Origin of the sequence: Dactylosporangium sp. NBC_01737 (genome assembly GCF_035963215.1) — a bacterium.
Taxonomy (GTDB): Bacteria; Actinomycetota; Actinomycetes; order Mycobacteriales; family Micromonosporaceae; genus Dactylosporangium.
This window is the reverse complement of sequence record NZ_CP109153.1, coordinates 13,077,193-13,091,670: the sequence shown is the minus strand read 5'-3', so window position 1 is coordinate 13,091,670 and position 14,478 is coordinate 13,077,193. Positions and strand designations below refer to the sequence as shown.

16 protein-coding genes are annotated in these 14,478 nt (G+C 72.8%); 15 read left to right on the top strand and 1 reads right to left on the bottom strand.

What is annotated here, in order from left to right:
* The first annotated feature begins 8 nt into the window (after nucleotides 1-8).
* The 8 genes from OHA72_RS60455 (at nucleotide 9) to OHA72_RS60420 (ending at nucleotide 6,918) form a co-directional block, all read left to right on the top strand.
* On the top strand, nucleotides 9-764 hold the full coding sequence (locus OHA72_RS60455; protein WP_327005093.1) for an SDR family NAD(P)-dependent oxidoreductase: 756 nt from the start codon (nucleotides 9-11) through the stop codon (nucleotides 762-764).
* Nucleotides 761-1,687 carry an aldo/keto reductase gene (locus OHA72_RS60450; RefSeq protein ID WP_327005092.1) on the top strand — a complete coding sequence of 309 codons (927 nt, stop codon included), beginning with the start codon at nucleotides 761-763 and terminating at the stop codon, nucleotides 1,685-1,687. The genes OHA72_RS60455 and OHA72_RS60450 overlap by 4 nt, the downstream gene beginning before the upstream one ends.
* Complete coding sequence (locus OHA72_RS60445) at nucleotides 1,684-2,562, top strand: amidohydrolase family protein (RefSeq protein ID WP_327005091.1); 879 nt, start codon at nucleotides 1,684-1,686, stop codon at nucleotides 2,560-2,562. The genes OHA72_RS60450 and OHA72_RS60445 overlap by 4 nt, the downstream gene beginning before the upstream one ends.
* Nucleotides 2,553-3,224 (top strand): FadR/GntR family transcriptional regulator, encoded by a 672-nt coding sequence (locus OHA72_RS60440; RefSeq protein WP_327005090.1) that lies wholly within the window; start codon nucleotides 2,553-2,555, stop codon nucleotides 3,222-3,224. Before OHA72_RS60445 ends, OHA72_RS60440 begins: the two co-directional genes overlap by 10 nt.
* A gap of 115 nt (nucleotides 3,225-3,339) precedes the next feature.
* Nucleotides 3,340-4,812 carry a methyl-accepting chemotaxis protein gene (locus OHA72_RS60435; RefSeq protein WP_327005089.1) on the top strand — a complete coding sequence of 491 codons (1,473 nt, stop codon included), beginning with the start codon at nucleotides 3,340-3,342 and terminating at the stop codon, nucleotides 4,810-4,812.
* Nucleotides 4,809-5,519 carry a sugar ABC transporter substrate-binding protein gene (locus OHA72_RS60430; protein ID WP_327005088.1) on the top strand — a complete coding sequence of 237 codons (711 nt, stop codon included), beginning with the start codon at nucleotides 4,809-4,811 and terminating at the stop codon, nucleotides 5,517-5,519. Before OHA72_RS60435 ends, OHA72_RS60430 begins: the two co-directional genes overlap by 4 nt.
* A 45-nt stretch (nucleotides 5,520-5,564) precedes the next feature.
* A complete protein-coding gene (locus OHA72_RS60425; protein ID WP_327005087.1) occupies nucleotides 5,565-6,359 on the top strand; it encodes an alpha/beta fold hydrolase in 795 nt (264 codons plus the stop codon).
* Complete coding sequence (locus OHA72_RS60420; RefSeq protein ID WP_327005086.1) at nucleotides 6,352-6,918, top strand: TetR/AcrR family transcriptional regulator; 567 nt, start codon at nucleotides 6,352-6,354, stop codon at nucleotides 6,916-6,918. Before OHA72_RS60425 ends, OHA72_RS60420 begins: the two co-directional genes overlap by 8 nt.
* A gap of 104 nt (nucleotides 6,919-7,022) precedes the next feature.
* On the opposite strand, the gene OHA72_RS60415 is transcribed toward OHA72_RS60420, so the two are convergent.
* On the bottom strand, nucleotides 7,023-7,805 hold the full coding sequence (locus tag OHA72_RS60415; RefSeq protein WP_327005085.1) for a hypothetical protein: 783 nt from the start codon (nucleotides 7,803-7,805) through the stop codon (nucleotides 7,023-7,025).
* Between the two features lie 156 nt (nucleotides 7,806-7,961).
* Here OHA72_RS60415 and OHA72_RS60410 point away from each other — a divergent pair, with 156 nt between their 5' ends.
* From OHA72_RS60410 to OHA72_RS60380, 7 genes are all read left to right on the top strand, one after another.
* Entirely contained in the window at nucleotides 7,962-8,405 is a 444-nt protein-coding gene (locus OHA72_RS60410) for an RrF2 family transcriptional regulator (protein ID WP_327005084.1), read from the top strand.
* A 10-nt stretch (nucleotides 8,406-8,415) separates the two neighbouring features.
* A complete protein-coding gene (locus tag OHA72_RS60405; RefSeq protein WP_327005083.1) occupies nucleotides 8,416-8,844 on the top strand; it encodes a cupin domain-containing protein in 429 nt (142 codons plus the stop codon).
* 2 nt (nucleotides 8,845-8,846) lie between these two features.
* The gene (locus tag OHA72_RS60400; protein WP_327005082.1) at nucleotides 8,847-9,524 is read left to right on the top strand and encodes a DsbA family oxidoreductase; all 678 of its coding nucleotides are present in this window, start codon (nucleotides 8,847-8,849) and stop codon (nucleotides 9,522-9,524) included.
* A gap of 296 nt (nucleotides 9,525-9,820) precedes the next feature.
* Nucleotides 9,821-11,353, top strand: a complete 1,533-nt coding sequence (locus OHA72_RS60395) for an ABC transporter substrate-binding protein (protein ID WP_327005081.1) — start codon at nucleotides 9,821-9,823, stop codon at nucleotides 11,351-11,353.
* Nucleotides 11,350-12,357 (top strand): ABC transporter permease, encoded by a 1,008-nt coding sequence (locus tag OHA72_RS60390; RefSeq protein WP_327005080.1) that lies wholly within the window; start codon nucleotides 11,350-11,352, stop codon nucleotides 12,355-12,357. Before OHA72_RS60395 ends, OHA72_RS60390 begins: the two co-directional genes overlap by 4 nt.
* Nucleotides 12,354-13,166: an ABC transporter permease gene (locus OHA72_RS60385; RefSeq protein ID WP_327005079.1), complete on the top strand. Its 813-nt coding sequence runs from the start codon at nucleotides 12,354-12,356 to the stop codon at nucleotides 13,164-13,166. Before OHA72_RS60390 ends, OHA72_RS60385 begins: the two co-directional genes overlap by 4 nt.
* Nucleotides 13,163-14,176, top strand: coding sequence for an ABC transporter ATP-binding protein (locus tag OHA72_RS60380; protein ID WP_327005078.1), 1,014 nt, complete (start codon nucleotides 13,163-13,165; stop codon nucleotides 14,174-14,176). Before OHA72_RS60385 ends, OHA72_RS60380 begins: the two co-directional genes overlap by 4 nt.
* Nucleotides 14,177-14,478: the final 302 nt, after the last annotated feature.

Genomic DNA, 14,478 nt, shown 5'->3' with positions numbered 1-14,478 from the left:
GGGGAGTTGTGGTAGGGGAATTTGACGGTCTCGCCGCCGTCGTCACCGGTGGTGCCTCCGGGATCGGCCTGGCCACGGCCCTGCATCTGGCCGGGCGGGGCGCCCGCGTGGCGTGCCTCGACCTGCGGCCCGACGGGCTGCCCGAGCCGCTGCTCGGCATCGCCGCCGACGTGTCCGACGACGCGACGGTCCGCGCCGGGATCGCCGCGGCCGTCGAGGCGTTCGGCGGTCTGGACATCCTGGTCAACAACGCCGGTATCGGCGCCGTCGGCACCGTGGAGTCCAACACCGACGACGAATGGCACCGCGTCCTGGACGTCAACGTCGTCGGCCTGGTCCGGGTCAGCCGCGCGGCGCTGCCGTACCTGCGCAAGTCCGAACACGCCGCGATCGTCAACACCTGCTCGATCGTCGCGCACGCCGGACTGCCCGACCGGGCGCTGTACAGCGCCAGCAAGGGTGCCGTGCAGGCGCTGACCGCCGCGATGGCCGCCGACCACGTGCGGGAAGGCATCCGGGTCTGCTGTGTCAACCCCGGCACCGTCGACACGCCGTGGGTGCGCCGCCTGCTCGCCCAGGCCGCCGACCCCGACGCGGAGCTCGCCGCGCTCAACGCCAGGCAGCCGACCGGCCGCCTGGTCAGCGCCGAGGAGGTCGCGGCCGCCATCGGATACCTGGCCAGCCCCCTCGCAGGCGCGACGACCGGCACCGTGCTTGCCGTCGACGGTGGCATGCACGGCCTCCGGGTGAGGCCGCCGGTATGAGACTCGGGCTGGGCTGCGCGCAGCTGGGCAACCTGTATCACGAGATCGACGACGAACGCGCCTGCGCGACCGTCGACGCCGCGTGGGACGCCGGGGTGCGCTACTTCGACACGGCACCGCACTACGGGCTCGGGCTGTCCGAGCGGCGGCTCGGCGAAGCGCTGCGCGGGCGCCGGCGGGACCAGTACACCATCAGCACCAAGGTCGGCAGGCTGCTGGTCGGCGACCCGTCCTACGCCGGCGGCACGGACACCGAGGGGTTCGTCGTCCCGGCGACCCACCGGCGGGTCTGGGACTTCAGCCGCGACGGGATCCGCCGGTCACTGGAGGCGAGCCTGGCCCGGCTGGGCCTGGACCGGATCGACGTGGCGCTGCTGCACGACCCCGAGCAGCACCCGGAGGTGGCGCTGCGCACCGGCTTCCCGGCCCTGGCGGAGCTGCGCGAGGAAGGGCTCGTCCGCGCGATCGGCGCGGGGTCGAAGGACGCGGCGATCCTGACCCGCCTGGTCGAGGAGTGCGCCCCGGACGTGGTCATGCTCGCGGGGCGGTTCACGCTGCTGGAGCAGCCCGCGCGCGAGACGCTGCTGCCCGCGTGCACGGCGGCGGGCGTCGAGGTGTTCAACGCCGGCGTGTTCAACAGCGGGCTGCTCGCCGTTGACGACCCGAGCGCCGACCTTCCCTACGAGTACTCCGCCGCACCCCCCGCCCTGGTGGCCAGGGCCCGCGCGATCGCCGAGGTCTGCCAGCGGCACGGCACGACCCTGCCGGCGGCGGCGCTCGCGTTCGCGGGCAGCGACCCGGCGGTCACCGCGGTCGTCGTCGGCGCCGACGCGCCCGAGCAGGTGCGCCGCAACGCGGCCCTGGCGATCGCGCCGCCACCCGGCTCGCTGTGGCCGGCGCTGCAGGAGGCGGGGCTGCTGTGACCGTCGTCGTGGACGCGCACCACCATCTGTGGGACGTCGAGGGCGGATACTCCTGGCTGGACGACCCCGCACTCACCCCGATCCGCCGCACGTTCAGCCCCGCCGACCTGCGAGCCGAACTGGCCGGGGCCGGGGTGTCGCACACCGTCCTCGTCGAGGGTGGCCGCTGCGACGAGGGGGAGGCCGCGGTGCTGTTGCAGTACGCGGCCGAGACGCCGCAGATCGCGGGCGTCGTGGCCTGGGCGGACCCCGCCGACCTGCCCCTCGAGCGCTACCGGCGGCTGCCCGGCGCGTCGCGCCTGGTCGGCCTCCGGGCCCAGGTCCAGGCCGAACCGGCCGGATACCTGGACCGTCCCGTTGTCCGGGAGGGGCTGCTGGCGATCGGGGCCGCCGGTCTCGCCTTCGACCTGGTGGTCCGACGCGACCAGCTGGCGGAGTGCGCCCGCCTCGCGGCCGACCTGCCCTCCGTCCGGTTCGTGCTGGACCATCTCGGTAAGCCCGATATTGCCGGGCAAGTCGTGAAACCGTGGGATGAGGACCTGGCGCGGCTCGCGGCCTGCCCGAACGTGGCGGCGAAGCTGTCCGGGCTCGTCACCGAGGCCGACTGGGCCTCCTGGCGGCCCGCGGACCTGCGCCCCTTCGTGCAGACCGCACTCGACCTGTTCGGCGCCGACCGGCTGATGTTCGGCTCCGACTGGCCGGTCTGCCTGCTCGCCGCCTCGTACCGCGGCGTCCTGGACACCATGCGTGACCTGCTGCAGGACGTCGCCGAGGCCGACCGGGCCGCAATCTTCGGCGGCACCGCCGCCGCGTTCTACCGGCTGGACATCGGAAAGCCGGGCGTAGAGTCGCCGCGGAGGCAAGCATGGCACTGACCGACGAGGCAATCGACAAGATCAAGGGCATGATCACCTCAGGTGAGCTCGGCCCCGGCGATCGGCTGCCGAAGGAGGCGGACCTGGCCGAGCGGCTCGGCCTGTCCCGCAACTCGCTGCGCGAGGCGGTCAAGGCCCTGTCGATGATCCGCGTCCTGGACGTCCGCCAGGGCGACGGCACCTACGTCACCAGCCTCGCGCCGGACCTGCTGCTCGACGCGCTGAGCTTCGTCGTGGACTTCCACCGCGACGACACCGTCCTGCAGTTCCTGGAGGTCCGCCGGATCCTGGAGCCCGCCGCGACGGCCCTGGCCACGGAGCGGATGCAGGCCGCGGACATCGCGAAACTCCAGGCCGTGCTCGACCAGCTCGGGACCTCCCCGACGATCGAGGCGCTCGTCGCCAACGACCTGGAGTTCCACCGGCAGATCGCGGCAGGCTCCGGCAACGCCGTGCTGTGCTCACTCATCGACGGGCTGTCCGGCCCGACGACCCGGGCCCGGATCTGGCGCGGCCTCACCCAGGAGGGCGCCGCCGAACGCACCCGCGAGCAGCACCAGGCGATCGTCGACGCGATCACCGCCCGCCAGCCGGACCTCGCCAAGTCGTGGGCGACGATCCACGTCGCGGGCGTCGAGGAGTGGCTGCGCCGCGCGTTGTGAGCGTCGTGACCTTTGCGACGGCGGTGGGTCTTCCGTGTCGCGCGGTGGGTCTTCCGCGTCGCGCGGTGGGCTGAATCCGCTCAGGTCGGACGTTTTGCCGCCGATCGGCGGTTTCGTGGAGCGTGCAGAGTCGCAGCGTCCGAGACGCCAGTGGCTGGCGGACCAGCCGGTTGCGCGGAAACTGGTCCTGCTGGTGCTGGTGTGCTGCGCCGTCGGCGCGGTCGTGCTCGGCGTCGGGGTCTCGAGCCTCGGCGAGGTCAACACCAAGGCCGGCGACCTGTACAAGAACAACCTGGTGCCGTCCTCGCACCTGGCGGCGATGAACCAGTCGGCCATGAAGGTCCAGAACGACGTCGCCAACCTCGCCCTGTCCAACGGGCCGGTCGCCAGCAAGGCGTTCCAGGACGGCATCGCCGCCGCCGACGCCCTCGTCGACCAGGAACTCGACGCGTACCGCCAGACGGCCACGACGACGAAACAGCGGCAGCTGCTGGCCCGCTTCAGCATCTGGTGGGGCGCGTTCCGCAACATCCGCGACAACCGGCTGCTGCCGCTCGTCGCCGCCGGCGACATCCCCGGCTTCCAGGCCGCGTACCTCGGCGACGGCGCAACCGTCACCACGAACGCGATGGGCGCGCTCACCGACCTGCTCGCCTACGAACAGGCCAGCGGCCGGGCCGGCGCCGACGAGGCGTCCGACGCCTACGGCCGGGCCCGGGTCGCGATGGTCGCCGCGCTGCTCGTCGGGCTCGCGGCGGCGCTCCTGCTCAGCCGGTACCTGACCGGGCTCATCGTCCGCCCGATCCGGCGCGTGCACGGCGTGCTGACCGCGGTCGCCGCCGGTGACCTGACCGCCGAGGCGGACATCCCGCAGCGCGACGAGGTCGGCGACATGGCCCGCGCGTTGAACGCCGCCACCGCCAGCACCCGCGAAGCGGTCCGCAGCCTCGGCGACAACTCCGCGACGCTGTCGGTGGCCGCCGAAGAACTCGCCGCGATCAGCCGGCAGATCGACACCAGCGCCACCGACGCCAACTCCCGCGCCGAACTGGTGTCCCGCGCCGCCAACGAGGTCAGCCAGCACGTCGCCGCGGTCGCCAACGGTGCCATGGAGATGGGCGGCGCGATCGAGGAGATCTCCCGCAGCACCGCGCACGCCGCCACGGTCACCGCGACCGCGGTGTCGATCGCCGCGACCACCAACCAGACCATCGGCAAGCTCGGCGCGTCCTCCGGCGAGATCGGCGAGGTCATCAAGGTGATCACGTCGATCGCCGGCCAGACGAACCTCCTCGCGCTCAACGCGACCATCGAGGCGGCCAGGGCCGGCGACTTCGGCAAGGGCTTCGCCGTCGTCGCCCAGGAGGTCAAGGACCTCGCCCGGGAGACCGCCCGCGCCACCGACGACATCGGCAAGCGCGTCCAGGCGATCCAGCTCGACACCGAGGACGCGGTCTCCGCGATCGGGCAGATCGGCGAGGTCATCGCGCGGATGAGCGAGTATCAGCACTCGATCGCCGCGGCCGTCGAGGAGCAGGCGGTGACGGCCCGCACCATGGGCCACAGCGTCGACGAGGCGTGCCGGTGATCTCCTACGACCGGCTCGTACTGAAGACCGCCGTGGATTACTACATCTCCTTCGACAACGCGAAGGTCGGCTCGCTGCAGGCGGCGGCGCTGGTGCAGGCGCTCGGCGCGAAGGCGTCCACGGGTGAGATCCTGTGGATCAACGGCTCGCCGACCGACAACAACGCGACGCTGTTCAAGCAGGGCGCGCACGCCGGGCTCGACGGCAAGGTCCGGGTGGCCGCCGAGTCCGACACCGCGGAGTGGAACCCGGACAACGCCAAGGCGTGGACCGCCCGCATCCTGCCGACGCTGCGGGGGCGCACGATCGTCGGGGTCTACGCCGCCAACGACGGCACCGCGGGGGGCGCGATCGCCGCGATGAAGGCCGCCGGCATGCCCCAGGTGCCGGTGACCGGGCAGGATGCGGAGACCGCGGCGCTGCAGCGGATCCTCGTCGGGGACCAGTACATGACGGTCTACAAGGCGATCCGCACCGAGGCGGAGACGGCCGCGACGCTCGCCAACGACCTGGTGCGCGGCAAGCACCCGTCGGCGCCGGCGACGGTCGACAACGGGGCCGGGCAGGTCCCGTCGATCCTGCTGGACCCGGTGACGGTCACCAAGGACACGATCGCCTCGACGGTGGTGAAGGACGGCTTCGTCACGCCGAGCGCCCTGTGCGCGGGCGCCTACGCCGAGGCGTGCAAGGCGGCCGGTATCGCCTGAGTCCGGCTGTTGACGCGAATGGCTAATGGCGTTAGCTTTATAGCTATGGAACTTAGCCACGAAGGCGGCCGCATCGCGTACGACGACAGCGGCACCACCGGACCCCTGCTGCTGTGCCTGCCCGGGATGGGCGTGACCCGCGAGCTGTATGCGGCGGTGCGGCCGTTGTTCGTCAAGGCCGGCTACCGCGTCGTCACCATGGACCTGCGCGGCCACGGCGGCAGCGACGCCGCCTGGGCCGACTACTCACCCGAGGCGATCGGCCGCGACGCCGTCGCCCTGCTGCGGCACCTCGACGCCGGCCCCGCGGTGCTGTTCACCAACTCCTACACCGGCGCCACCGCCGTCTGGGCCGCCGCCGAGGCACCCGAGCTGTTCCGCGCCCTCGTGCTCAGCGCCCCGTTCGCCCGGGTCATGCCCAAGCCCAACCCCGTGATGCGCGCGGCGGTCTGGGCCGTCGGCCGCTTCCGTCCACTGTGGATGCTGTACTGGGCGAGCCTCTACAAGACCCGCAAGCCGGCCGACTTCCGCCGGCAACGCGCGGCCCTGTCGGCGAACCTCGCCGAACCCGGCCGGATGACGGCGCTGCGCGCCATGTTCGCCGCCGACGTCTCCGTCTGCGAGGCCCGCATGGGCGAGGTCCGCACCCCGGCCCTGGTCCTCATGGGCTCCAAGGACCCCGACTTCCCCGACCCCGCCGCGGAGGCCCGCCTCGTCGCCGACCGGATCGGCGGCACCGTCACGATGATCGACGGCGCCGGTCACTACCCGCACTCCGAGTTCCCCGCCGAGACCGCCGCCGCCGTGGTCGCCTTCCTCGACCAGCACGCCATTGCCTAGGGCCGGCCTCAGCCGCGACGCCGTCGTCGACGCGGCGCTCGCCCTGGTCGACGCCGACGGCCCGGCCGCGCTGACCCTCGCCGCGGTCGCGGCCCGCACAGGCGTCGCCACGCCGTCGCTGTACAAGCACGTCGGCAGCCTCACCGACCTGCGCAACCTGCTCGCCGTGCGGCTCATCGAAGAGTTCACCGCCGCTGCGACCACGGCCGTGCTCGGCCTCAGCGGCGACGCCGCCCTGGAGCAGCTCATGCGGGCATACCACCGCTACGCCGTGACCCACCCGCACCGCTACGCACTGCTGCCGCAGGCCCCCGACCCCGACCCGGCGGTGGCGGCCGCGGCGGCCAGGTTCGTCGAGTTGTGCTTCGCCGTGCTGCGCGGCTACGGCCTCGACGACGACGAGATCGTCCACGCGACCCGGATCGCCCGGGCCACGATGCACGGCTTCGCCGTCCTGCACACGTCCGGTGCCTTCGGCCTGCCGCAGGACGTCGAGGCCACCCTCGACCGCCTGATCGCGACCGTCGTGCACGGCGTCGGCGCCGCACTGCCACGCTGAGATGCAGCGCGCCGTGCCCTGTCGCACTGCGCCCGCCCGTCCCGCCGTGCCGCGCCCGCCGTGCCTACGCCGTCCCGCCGTGAAGGTGCGAGCGGCGCGCCCGGTTACTCGTGGGGCAGCAGGAAGCGGTGGTTGACCTGGAAGCGGTTGCCGTCCGGCGTCGTGAACACCGGCCAGCGCGCGGGATCGGGGCGCGGCACGGCCCGCAGCAGCGCGCGGGCCTGCCGGTCGCGCAGGTCGAGCTGGGCGACGAACTCGTCCTTGCGCAGGTGCGGCACCGGCACCCCCGCCGGCCACGGCTCGATCAGGGTCGGCTGTGACGGCGGCGGCTGGGTCGGGTCGAGCAGGACCGCGATGAGCCGGACCGCGTCGGGGTGATACGACGAGCCGGTCCGCCGAGTGCGGTCGCGCACCTGCGTCAGGTGGTCCAGCAGCGAGTACGACGCAAACGGGTACGCCCGGTCCGACCGGGTCTCCTCCAGGCCCTCGAACTGGGCCCGGAAGCGGCGGCCGTTGCCGCGCACGGTGAACACCGTCGAGGGCACGTCGGCGATCATCGGAGCGCCGGGGCGGCGGCGGGTGTTGTCGGGGTCGCGCAGCACGGCGGTGGCGTGGTTGCGCAGCGAGCGCAGCGTGCCCTGGCTGATCTTCAGGCGGCGGCTCGCGTCGGCGATGAGGGTGCCGTCGTCGTAGGCGGCGAGGCGCGGGGCGCGCAGCGCGTTCCAGCCGGCGGGGACGAACCCGCCGGTCAGCTCCCAGGTGAGCAGCGGCTGCGGGCGCCGGCCCGCCTCGATGTCCTCCGGCGCGGCCACCGCGATCGCGGCACCGCCGACGGCCGCCGTCAGGCCGACCGCACCCGCGCCCAGCAGCAGACTCCTGCGGTTCATGCTTTCGTCGCTCCCGTCCGGCCAGGCGTCGTGCCCGGCCACTGGTGACCTTAACGACAAAACGGACTAAAAGACGCTAAAAGCCGCCAGGGGTAATGGATACATACCGAAGTCAGTTGGTAGGGTTTAGCTTGCTGACGACAAGCGAGGAATGCGATGCGTGTATCGGCGAAGGCGGACTACGCGATCCGCGCACTGGTGGAGCTGGCGGCCGACGCCGGACGCCCACTGGTCTGCGAGGGGATCGCGGCCGCCCAGCACATCCCCTACCGGTTCCTCAAGTCCGTCATGCGCGACCTGCGCCGCACCGGCCTGGTGCGCAGCCAGCGCGGCTGTGAGGGCGGCTACTGGCTCGGCCGCGACGCGGCCACGATCACCCTCGCCGACGTCGTCGCAGCGGTCGACGGCGGGCTGATGACCGTGCACGGCGAGAGCCCGGCCGACGCGACCCGCGCACCCGGCGTCACCGCGGTCTGGCGCGCGATCCAGGCCCGCACCGAGGAGATCCTCACCGGCGTCACGATCGCCGACCTGCTCACCGAGTCACCGGCGGAGCCCGCGGCGTCGCTGCTGGGCCTCGTCGGTAGCAGAACCACATAGGAGATTCCGCATGACCGACCACTGGCACGCGCCGCTGCGGCACATCAAGGGCAAGGAGCTCAGCGGCGACACCCGGCAGACCACCGGGATGACCCGCCTGGAGGCCGTCTCCGGCAAGACCGTCGGCTCGGAGAAGGTCTGGATGGGCCAGACCCACGTCGCCCCGGCGACCAACTCCGGCGACCACCACCACGGCGAGGCCGAGACCGCCATCTACGTCGTGTCGGGCCACCCGGTCTTCGTGTTCGCCGAGGACGGTGCCGAGGTCAGGATCGAGACCGAGCCCGGCGACTACATCTTCGTGCCGCCGTTCGTCCCGCACCGGGAGGAGAACCCGGGCGTGGAGGAGGCGGTCGTCGTCATTGCCCGCAGCAGTCAGGAGGGGATCGTGGTCAACCTGCCGAGCCTGTTCGCCGAAGGCGCGGCGGCGGGGGACTGACCGTGCTGGAGGTCGCCGAGTTCACCGACCCGATGTGCCCGTGGGCGTGGGGTTCGGAGCCGACGTTCCGCCGGCTGCGCGAGCTGACCGCGGGCAGGTCCCGGTGGCGGCGGGTGTACGGCATCCTGTTCGACCACGACGACGACCCGCCACCGGACCCGGCGGCCGAGACGGCCTGGTACTTCCGGTTCGTCCAGCAGGTCTCCGAGCACACCGGCGCGCCCTGCCCGGCCGAGCTGGAGCGGGTCGCGCTGAGCTCGTGGCCGGCGTCGCTCGGCGCCAAGGCGGCCGCCCGGCAGGGCGCCGAGGACGCCGTCCTGCGACGGCTGCGCGAGGCGATGTTCATCGCGGGGCGGCCGGCCGACACCGTCGAGCGCGTCCTGGCCGCCGCCGAAGGGGTCGACGGGCTGGATCCCGGCGCCTTCGCCCGGGACCTCGCCTCGCCGGAGATCGAGGCCGCGGTCCGCGCGGACTGGCGGGAGACGCGCCGCCCGGCGGCCGAGGTGATCGGTCTCACCGCGCCGGGTCCACACTGCGGCGCCGCCAAACCGATCGACGGCGGCCTGCGGTACGCGCTGCCGACGCTGCTCTTCGAAGGGCCCCTGGGCAGGGAGATCGTGCCCGGATGGCGCCCGCTGCAGCAGTACGTGGACGCGGTCAGGCGCGTCGATCCGGTCTGAGAACTCCTATAAAAACCATCGGATTTGTCTCGAAGCATAGGACACTTCCAGATGGCTATTGACGACACTGAAGCGGCGTCCGCATGATGGGCACATGACATCGACCCACCCCGGCGTAGTTCGTCGCTACGTCGACTTCCGGCGCACGGCCAGCGCCCTCTGTCGATAAGTCACCGTCGATCTATCGGGGCGTGTCCCCGCACCATTCGAAGCAACTCCCGCAGCCGCAGCGTGCCCAGAGCCGCTCCGCGGACGATGCCGCGCACCCTCCACACCCTCGAAAGGCTTCCGTCCCCATGAGCTCATCGCTGACCCGCAGGTCGTTCCTCGGACTTGGTGCCGCAGCCGGCACCGCGACCCTGCTCGCCGCCTGCGGTGACGGGACGGTCGCGGCCCCCGGCGGCACCGCCGGTGGCACCCTCAAGTGGGGCTGGTCCAGCGTCACCAGCTGGGACCCCGTCACCTCGTCCGCCGGCTGGGACGTGCATTTGCTGTCGCTGGTCTACGCCGGCCTCACCAAGCTCGACGAGCAGGGCAACGCCGTGCCGGCCCTGGCCACCGGCTGGAAGTACGACGCCGCCGGCACCACGCTGACGTTCACGCTGCGGCCCGGGCTGAAGTTCAGCGACGGCACCGCGCTGGACGCGACCGCCGTGAAGAAGAGCCTGGAGCGCGGCCGCGACTTCCCCAAGTCGCTCATCGCCGCGCAGCTCGCCAACGTCAAGTCGGTCACCGCGCCGGACGCCACCACCGTGGTCCTCGGCCTCGCCCAGGCCGACTACCAGATCCCGAACCTCCTCGCGGGCAAGACCGGCATGATCGTCAGCCCGGCCGCGTTCGAGGCCGACGCCGCCGGCCTCGCGACGAAGCCCGTCGGCGCCGGGCCGTTCACACTGACCTCCTACGTGCAGAACGCCAAGGCGGCGCTGACCCGCAACCCCGACTACTGGGACGCCGCGAACATCAAGCTCGGCGGGTTCGAGGCGTACCCGCTGCCGGAGCCGGCCACCGTCGTGGCCGCGCTGCAGTCCGGGCAGTACGACGTGGCCCAGATCCCCGGCAGCCAGGTCGAGGCCGCCAAGGCCGCCGGCCTGCAGGTCCAGGTCATCCCGTCGCTGGTCGTCGCGGTCCTGGACGTCAACATCGCCAAGAAGCCGTTCGACGACCCGAAGGTCACCGAGGCGCTGCGCTATGCCGTGGACCGCGCCGCGCTGCTCAAGACCGCGCAGTTCGGTCACGGCGAGGTCGCCTATCAGCCCTTCCCGAAGGGCTACGCCGGCTACAGCAACAGCCTCGAAGGCATCCACCAGTACAACCCCGACAAGGCCAAGCAGCTGCTCGGCCAGTCCAGCTACGGCACCTCGCCGGTCGAGGTCGTCATCACCACCGCCAAGGCCGAGGGCGTGCCGGAGCAGCTGCAGTCGCAGCTCAACGCCGCCGGGTTCAAGGCCACCATCGAGGTCATCCCGCAGGCGCAGGCCACCCAGCTGGTGTACGTCCAGCACAGCAAGGCCCTGTTCGTCGACCAGTTCGCCGGCCGGGACTCCGCCGTCCAGGCGTTCCAGGTGCTGTTCGGCAAGGAGGGCCTCATGAACCCCGGCCGGCAGACCCCGCCGGAGCTCGCCGACGCCCTCGCGAAGGTCAGCAAGACCCCGCTGGACGACCCGTCCTACCCCAGCGTCCTGCAGGCGGCGACCGCGGTCGCGGTCAAGTCGATGCCCAACGTCTTCCTCTACAGCGTGCCGCGGATCCTCGCCCGCCGCGCCAACGTGTCGGCAATCGGCGAGTTCACCGTCGTCCAGCGCTTCGAAGGGGTGACCGTGTCATGACCACGCTGCTGTCCCGCCCACCGCCGGCGGTGTTGACGAAACCGGCGGAGCCGCCGAAACGGCGGTCCCGGCGCTGGATCGGTACCGTCGCCACCCCCGTGGTCGTGTTCCTGTTCTCGTCGCTGCTGACGTTCGGGCTCGGCGCGCTGTCGCCGAGCAACCCGGCCGCCGCGGTCCTCGGCGAGACCGCCACCCCGGACGACATCGCCCGGATGAACCACGAGTTCGGGCTCGACCGCCCGCTGCCGGTGCAGTACCTCGACTGGCTGTTCTCGGCGCTGCAGGGCGACCTGGGCCGGTCGTACTTCACCACCATCCCCGTCGCCGACAGCATCTTCGCGGCGCTGCCCGTCGACCTCGCCCTTGCCGGGCTCGCGGTCCTGCTGGCGGTGCTCATCGGCGGCGCCGCCGGCATCGCCGCCGCACTGCGGCAGGGCAGCCGCCTGGACCGGGCCGTCACCGCCGTCGCCTCCGCGCTCGGCACGCTGCCGCCGTTCGTGCTCGGCATCGGCCTCATCATCGTCTTCTCGGTGCTGCTGAAGGCGTTGCCGGCCGGTGGTTACGTGCCCCTCGAACAGGGCCTCGGGCAGTGGCTGCGCTTCGCGATCCTGCCCGCCCTCGCGCTCAGCCTCGACATCGCCGCCTCCATCGCCCGGCAGCTGCGCACCTCGCTGGTCGGGCAGCTGGGCGAGAACTACGTCACCGGCGCCGTCGTGCGCGGCCTCGGCACCCGCCGGGTCCTGTTCGGCCACGCCCTGCGCAACGCGATCGGCCCGGCGCTGACCGTCCTGGGCATCGGCGTGCCGATGATCCTCGGCGGCGCCGTCGTCACCGAGAAGATCTTCAACCTGCCGGGCGTGGCCCAGCTGGCCCTGCAGGCGTCCGGGCAGCACGACGTCCCGCTCATCCAGGGCACCCTGCTCGTCACCGTCACCGTGGTACTGGTGTGCAACACCCTCGTCAACGTCGCCGTGCTGCGGCTGACCCCGCAGGGCAAGCGATGAGCACGCTCACGGCCGTCCGGCTGCCTTCGGCGCGACTCGCGCTGACCGTCCTTGCCGTGGTGGCGCTCCTTGCTGTCGCCGGTGGGACGCTCGCCCCGCACGACCCGCTGCTGCAGAACCCGGACCTGTCGTTGCGCGGGCCGAGCCCCACCCACCTGTTCGGCACCGACTACCTCGGCCGTGACGTGTTCAGCCGGCTCCTCGCGGGCACCGGCACCACCGTCGTCGCGGCACTGGAGAGCGTCGGGGTCGGGCTCGCCATCGGCGTCCTGCCGGGCCTCGCGTCGCTGTGGCTCGGCCGGACCGTCGAATGGGTCCTGCTGCGCGCTGTCGACGCGGTCATGACCCTGCCGTTCATCGTCTTCGCCATCGCCGTCACCGGCATCCTCGGCAACGGCCTCACCCAGGCGATGGCCGCCATCGGGGTGCTGTTCGCGCCGCTGTTCTTCCGCGTCACCCGCGCCGCCGGGCTCAGCCTCACCCGCGCCCAGTACGTCGAGGCCGCCGAACTGTTCGGGGCCTCACGGTGGCGGATCCTGCGCACCCACGTGTGGGGCAAGGTCGTGCCGACCGTCGCCGTCACCGCCGCGCAGGCCACCGGCGGCGCGCTGCTGGCGGTGTCGTCGCTGACGTTCCTCGGCATCGGCGTCCAGCCGCCCGCACCCACGTGGGGCGGGGTCCTCGCCAGCGACCTGGGGTTCCTGGCCCAGCAGCCGTGGGCGCCGGTCATCCCGGCGGCCCTGATCATGCTCGCGGTCGCCGCCCTCAACGCGCTCGCCGACGCGATCCGCCCCGGCGGTGCATCGTGAGCCCGGTCCTGCGTGTCGACAACCTCCACGTGTCCGTCGGCGGCCGCCACGGTACGACCAGAGCCGGCGCCGTGCACGGCGGACGCGAAGCCGTCCGGGACGTGTCGTTCGCGATCGAACGGGGCGAGTCCGTGGGCCTCGTCGGCGAGTCGGGATCCGGCAAGACCCTCACCTGCCGGGCCGTCCTCGGCGTCCTCCCGCCCGGCGTGGCGGTCACCGGCGGCGGCATCCACCTCGGCGGCGGCACCGACGTCGAGCTGACCGGGCTCGACCGGCGCGGCTGGGACGCCGTGCGCGGCAGCCGGATCGCCGCGGTCTTCCAGGACCCGGCGTCGTATCTCAACCCGTCGCTGACCGTCGGCCGGCAGCTCGCCGAGCAGCTGCGGCTCAAGCGCGGCCTGCCCCGCGCGCGGACCCGCGCCGCCGCGGTCGAGCTGCTCGCCGCGATGGGGCTGCGCCGGGCGCCGGCGGTGTTCGACCAGTACCCGCACGAACTGTCCGGCGGCATGCTGCAGCGGGCGCTCATCGCCATCGCCGTGGCCGGCGAACCCGAGCTCCTCGTCGCCGACGAGGCCACCACCGCGCTCGACGCCGCCGTGCAGGCCGAGGTCCTGGACCTGCTGCGGCAGCTGCGCGAGGAACGTGGCCTGGCGCTGCTGCTCGTCAGCCACGACCTCGCCGTCGTCGCCGAGGTCTGCGACCGGGTCGCGGTCTTCTACGCCGGTGAGATCGTCGAGCAGGGCCCGACCGCCGACGTCATCGCCAACCCGCGGCATCCGTACACCGAGGCCCTGCTGCGGGTCGCGTCGCTGGGGGACTGGCGGCGCCGCGACCTGGAGGTCATCCCCGGGCGGCCGCCGGAGCCGGGCGCGATGCCCGCTGGGTGCCGGTTCGCGGCCCGCTGCGCGCACGTCACCGACACCTGCGCGACCCCCGTCCAGCTGTCCACCCTGGACGATCGCCAGGTCCGGTGCCACCGGGCCGCGACCCTGGAACTGGTGGGCGCATGAGCGCGCCGGAGCGTCCCGGAGGTGGCGGCAGAAGCGGGCCGGAGCGTAGCGGAGGAGCCGCGAATCAGGGGCTCAGGTTTGGCTCAGGCCGACGCTGGAGCGTAGCGGAGGTGGCGGCATGAGCGGGCCGGAGCGCAGCGGAGGAGCCGCGAATCAGGAGCGCAGTGTTGGCTCAGGCCGACGCCGGAGCGCAGCGGAGGTGGCGGCATGAGCGGGCCGGAGCGTAGCGGAGGAGCCGCGAATCAGGGGCTCAGGTTTGGCTCAGGCCGACGCTGGAGCGTAGCGGAGGTGGCGGCATGAGC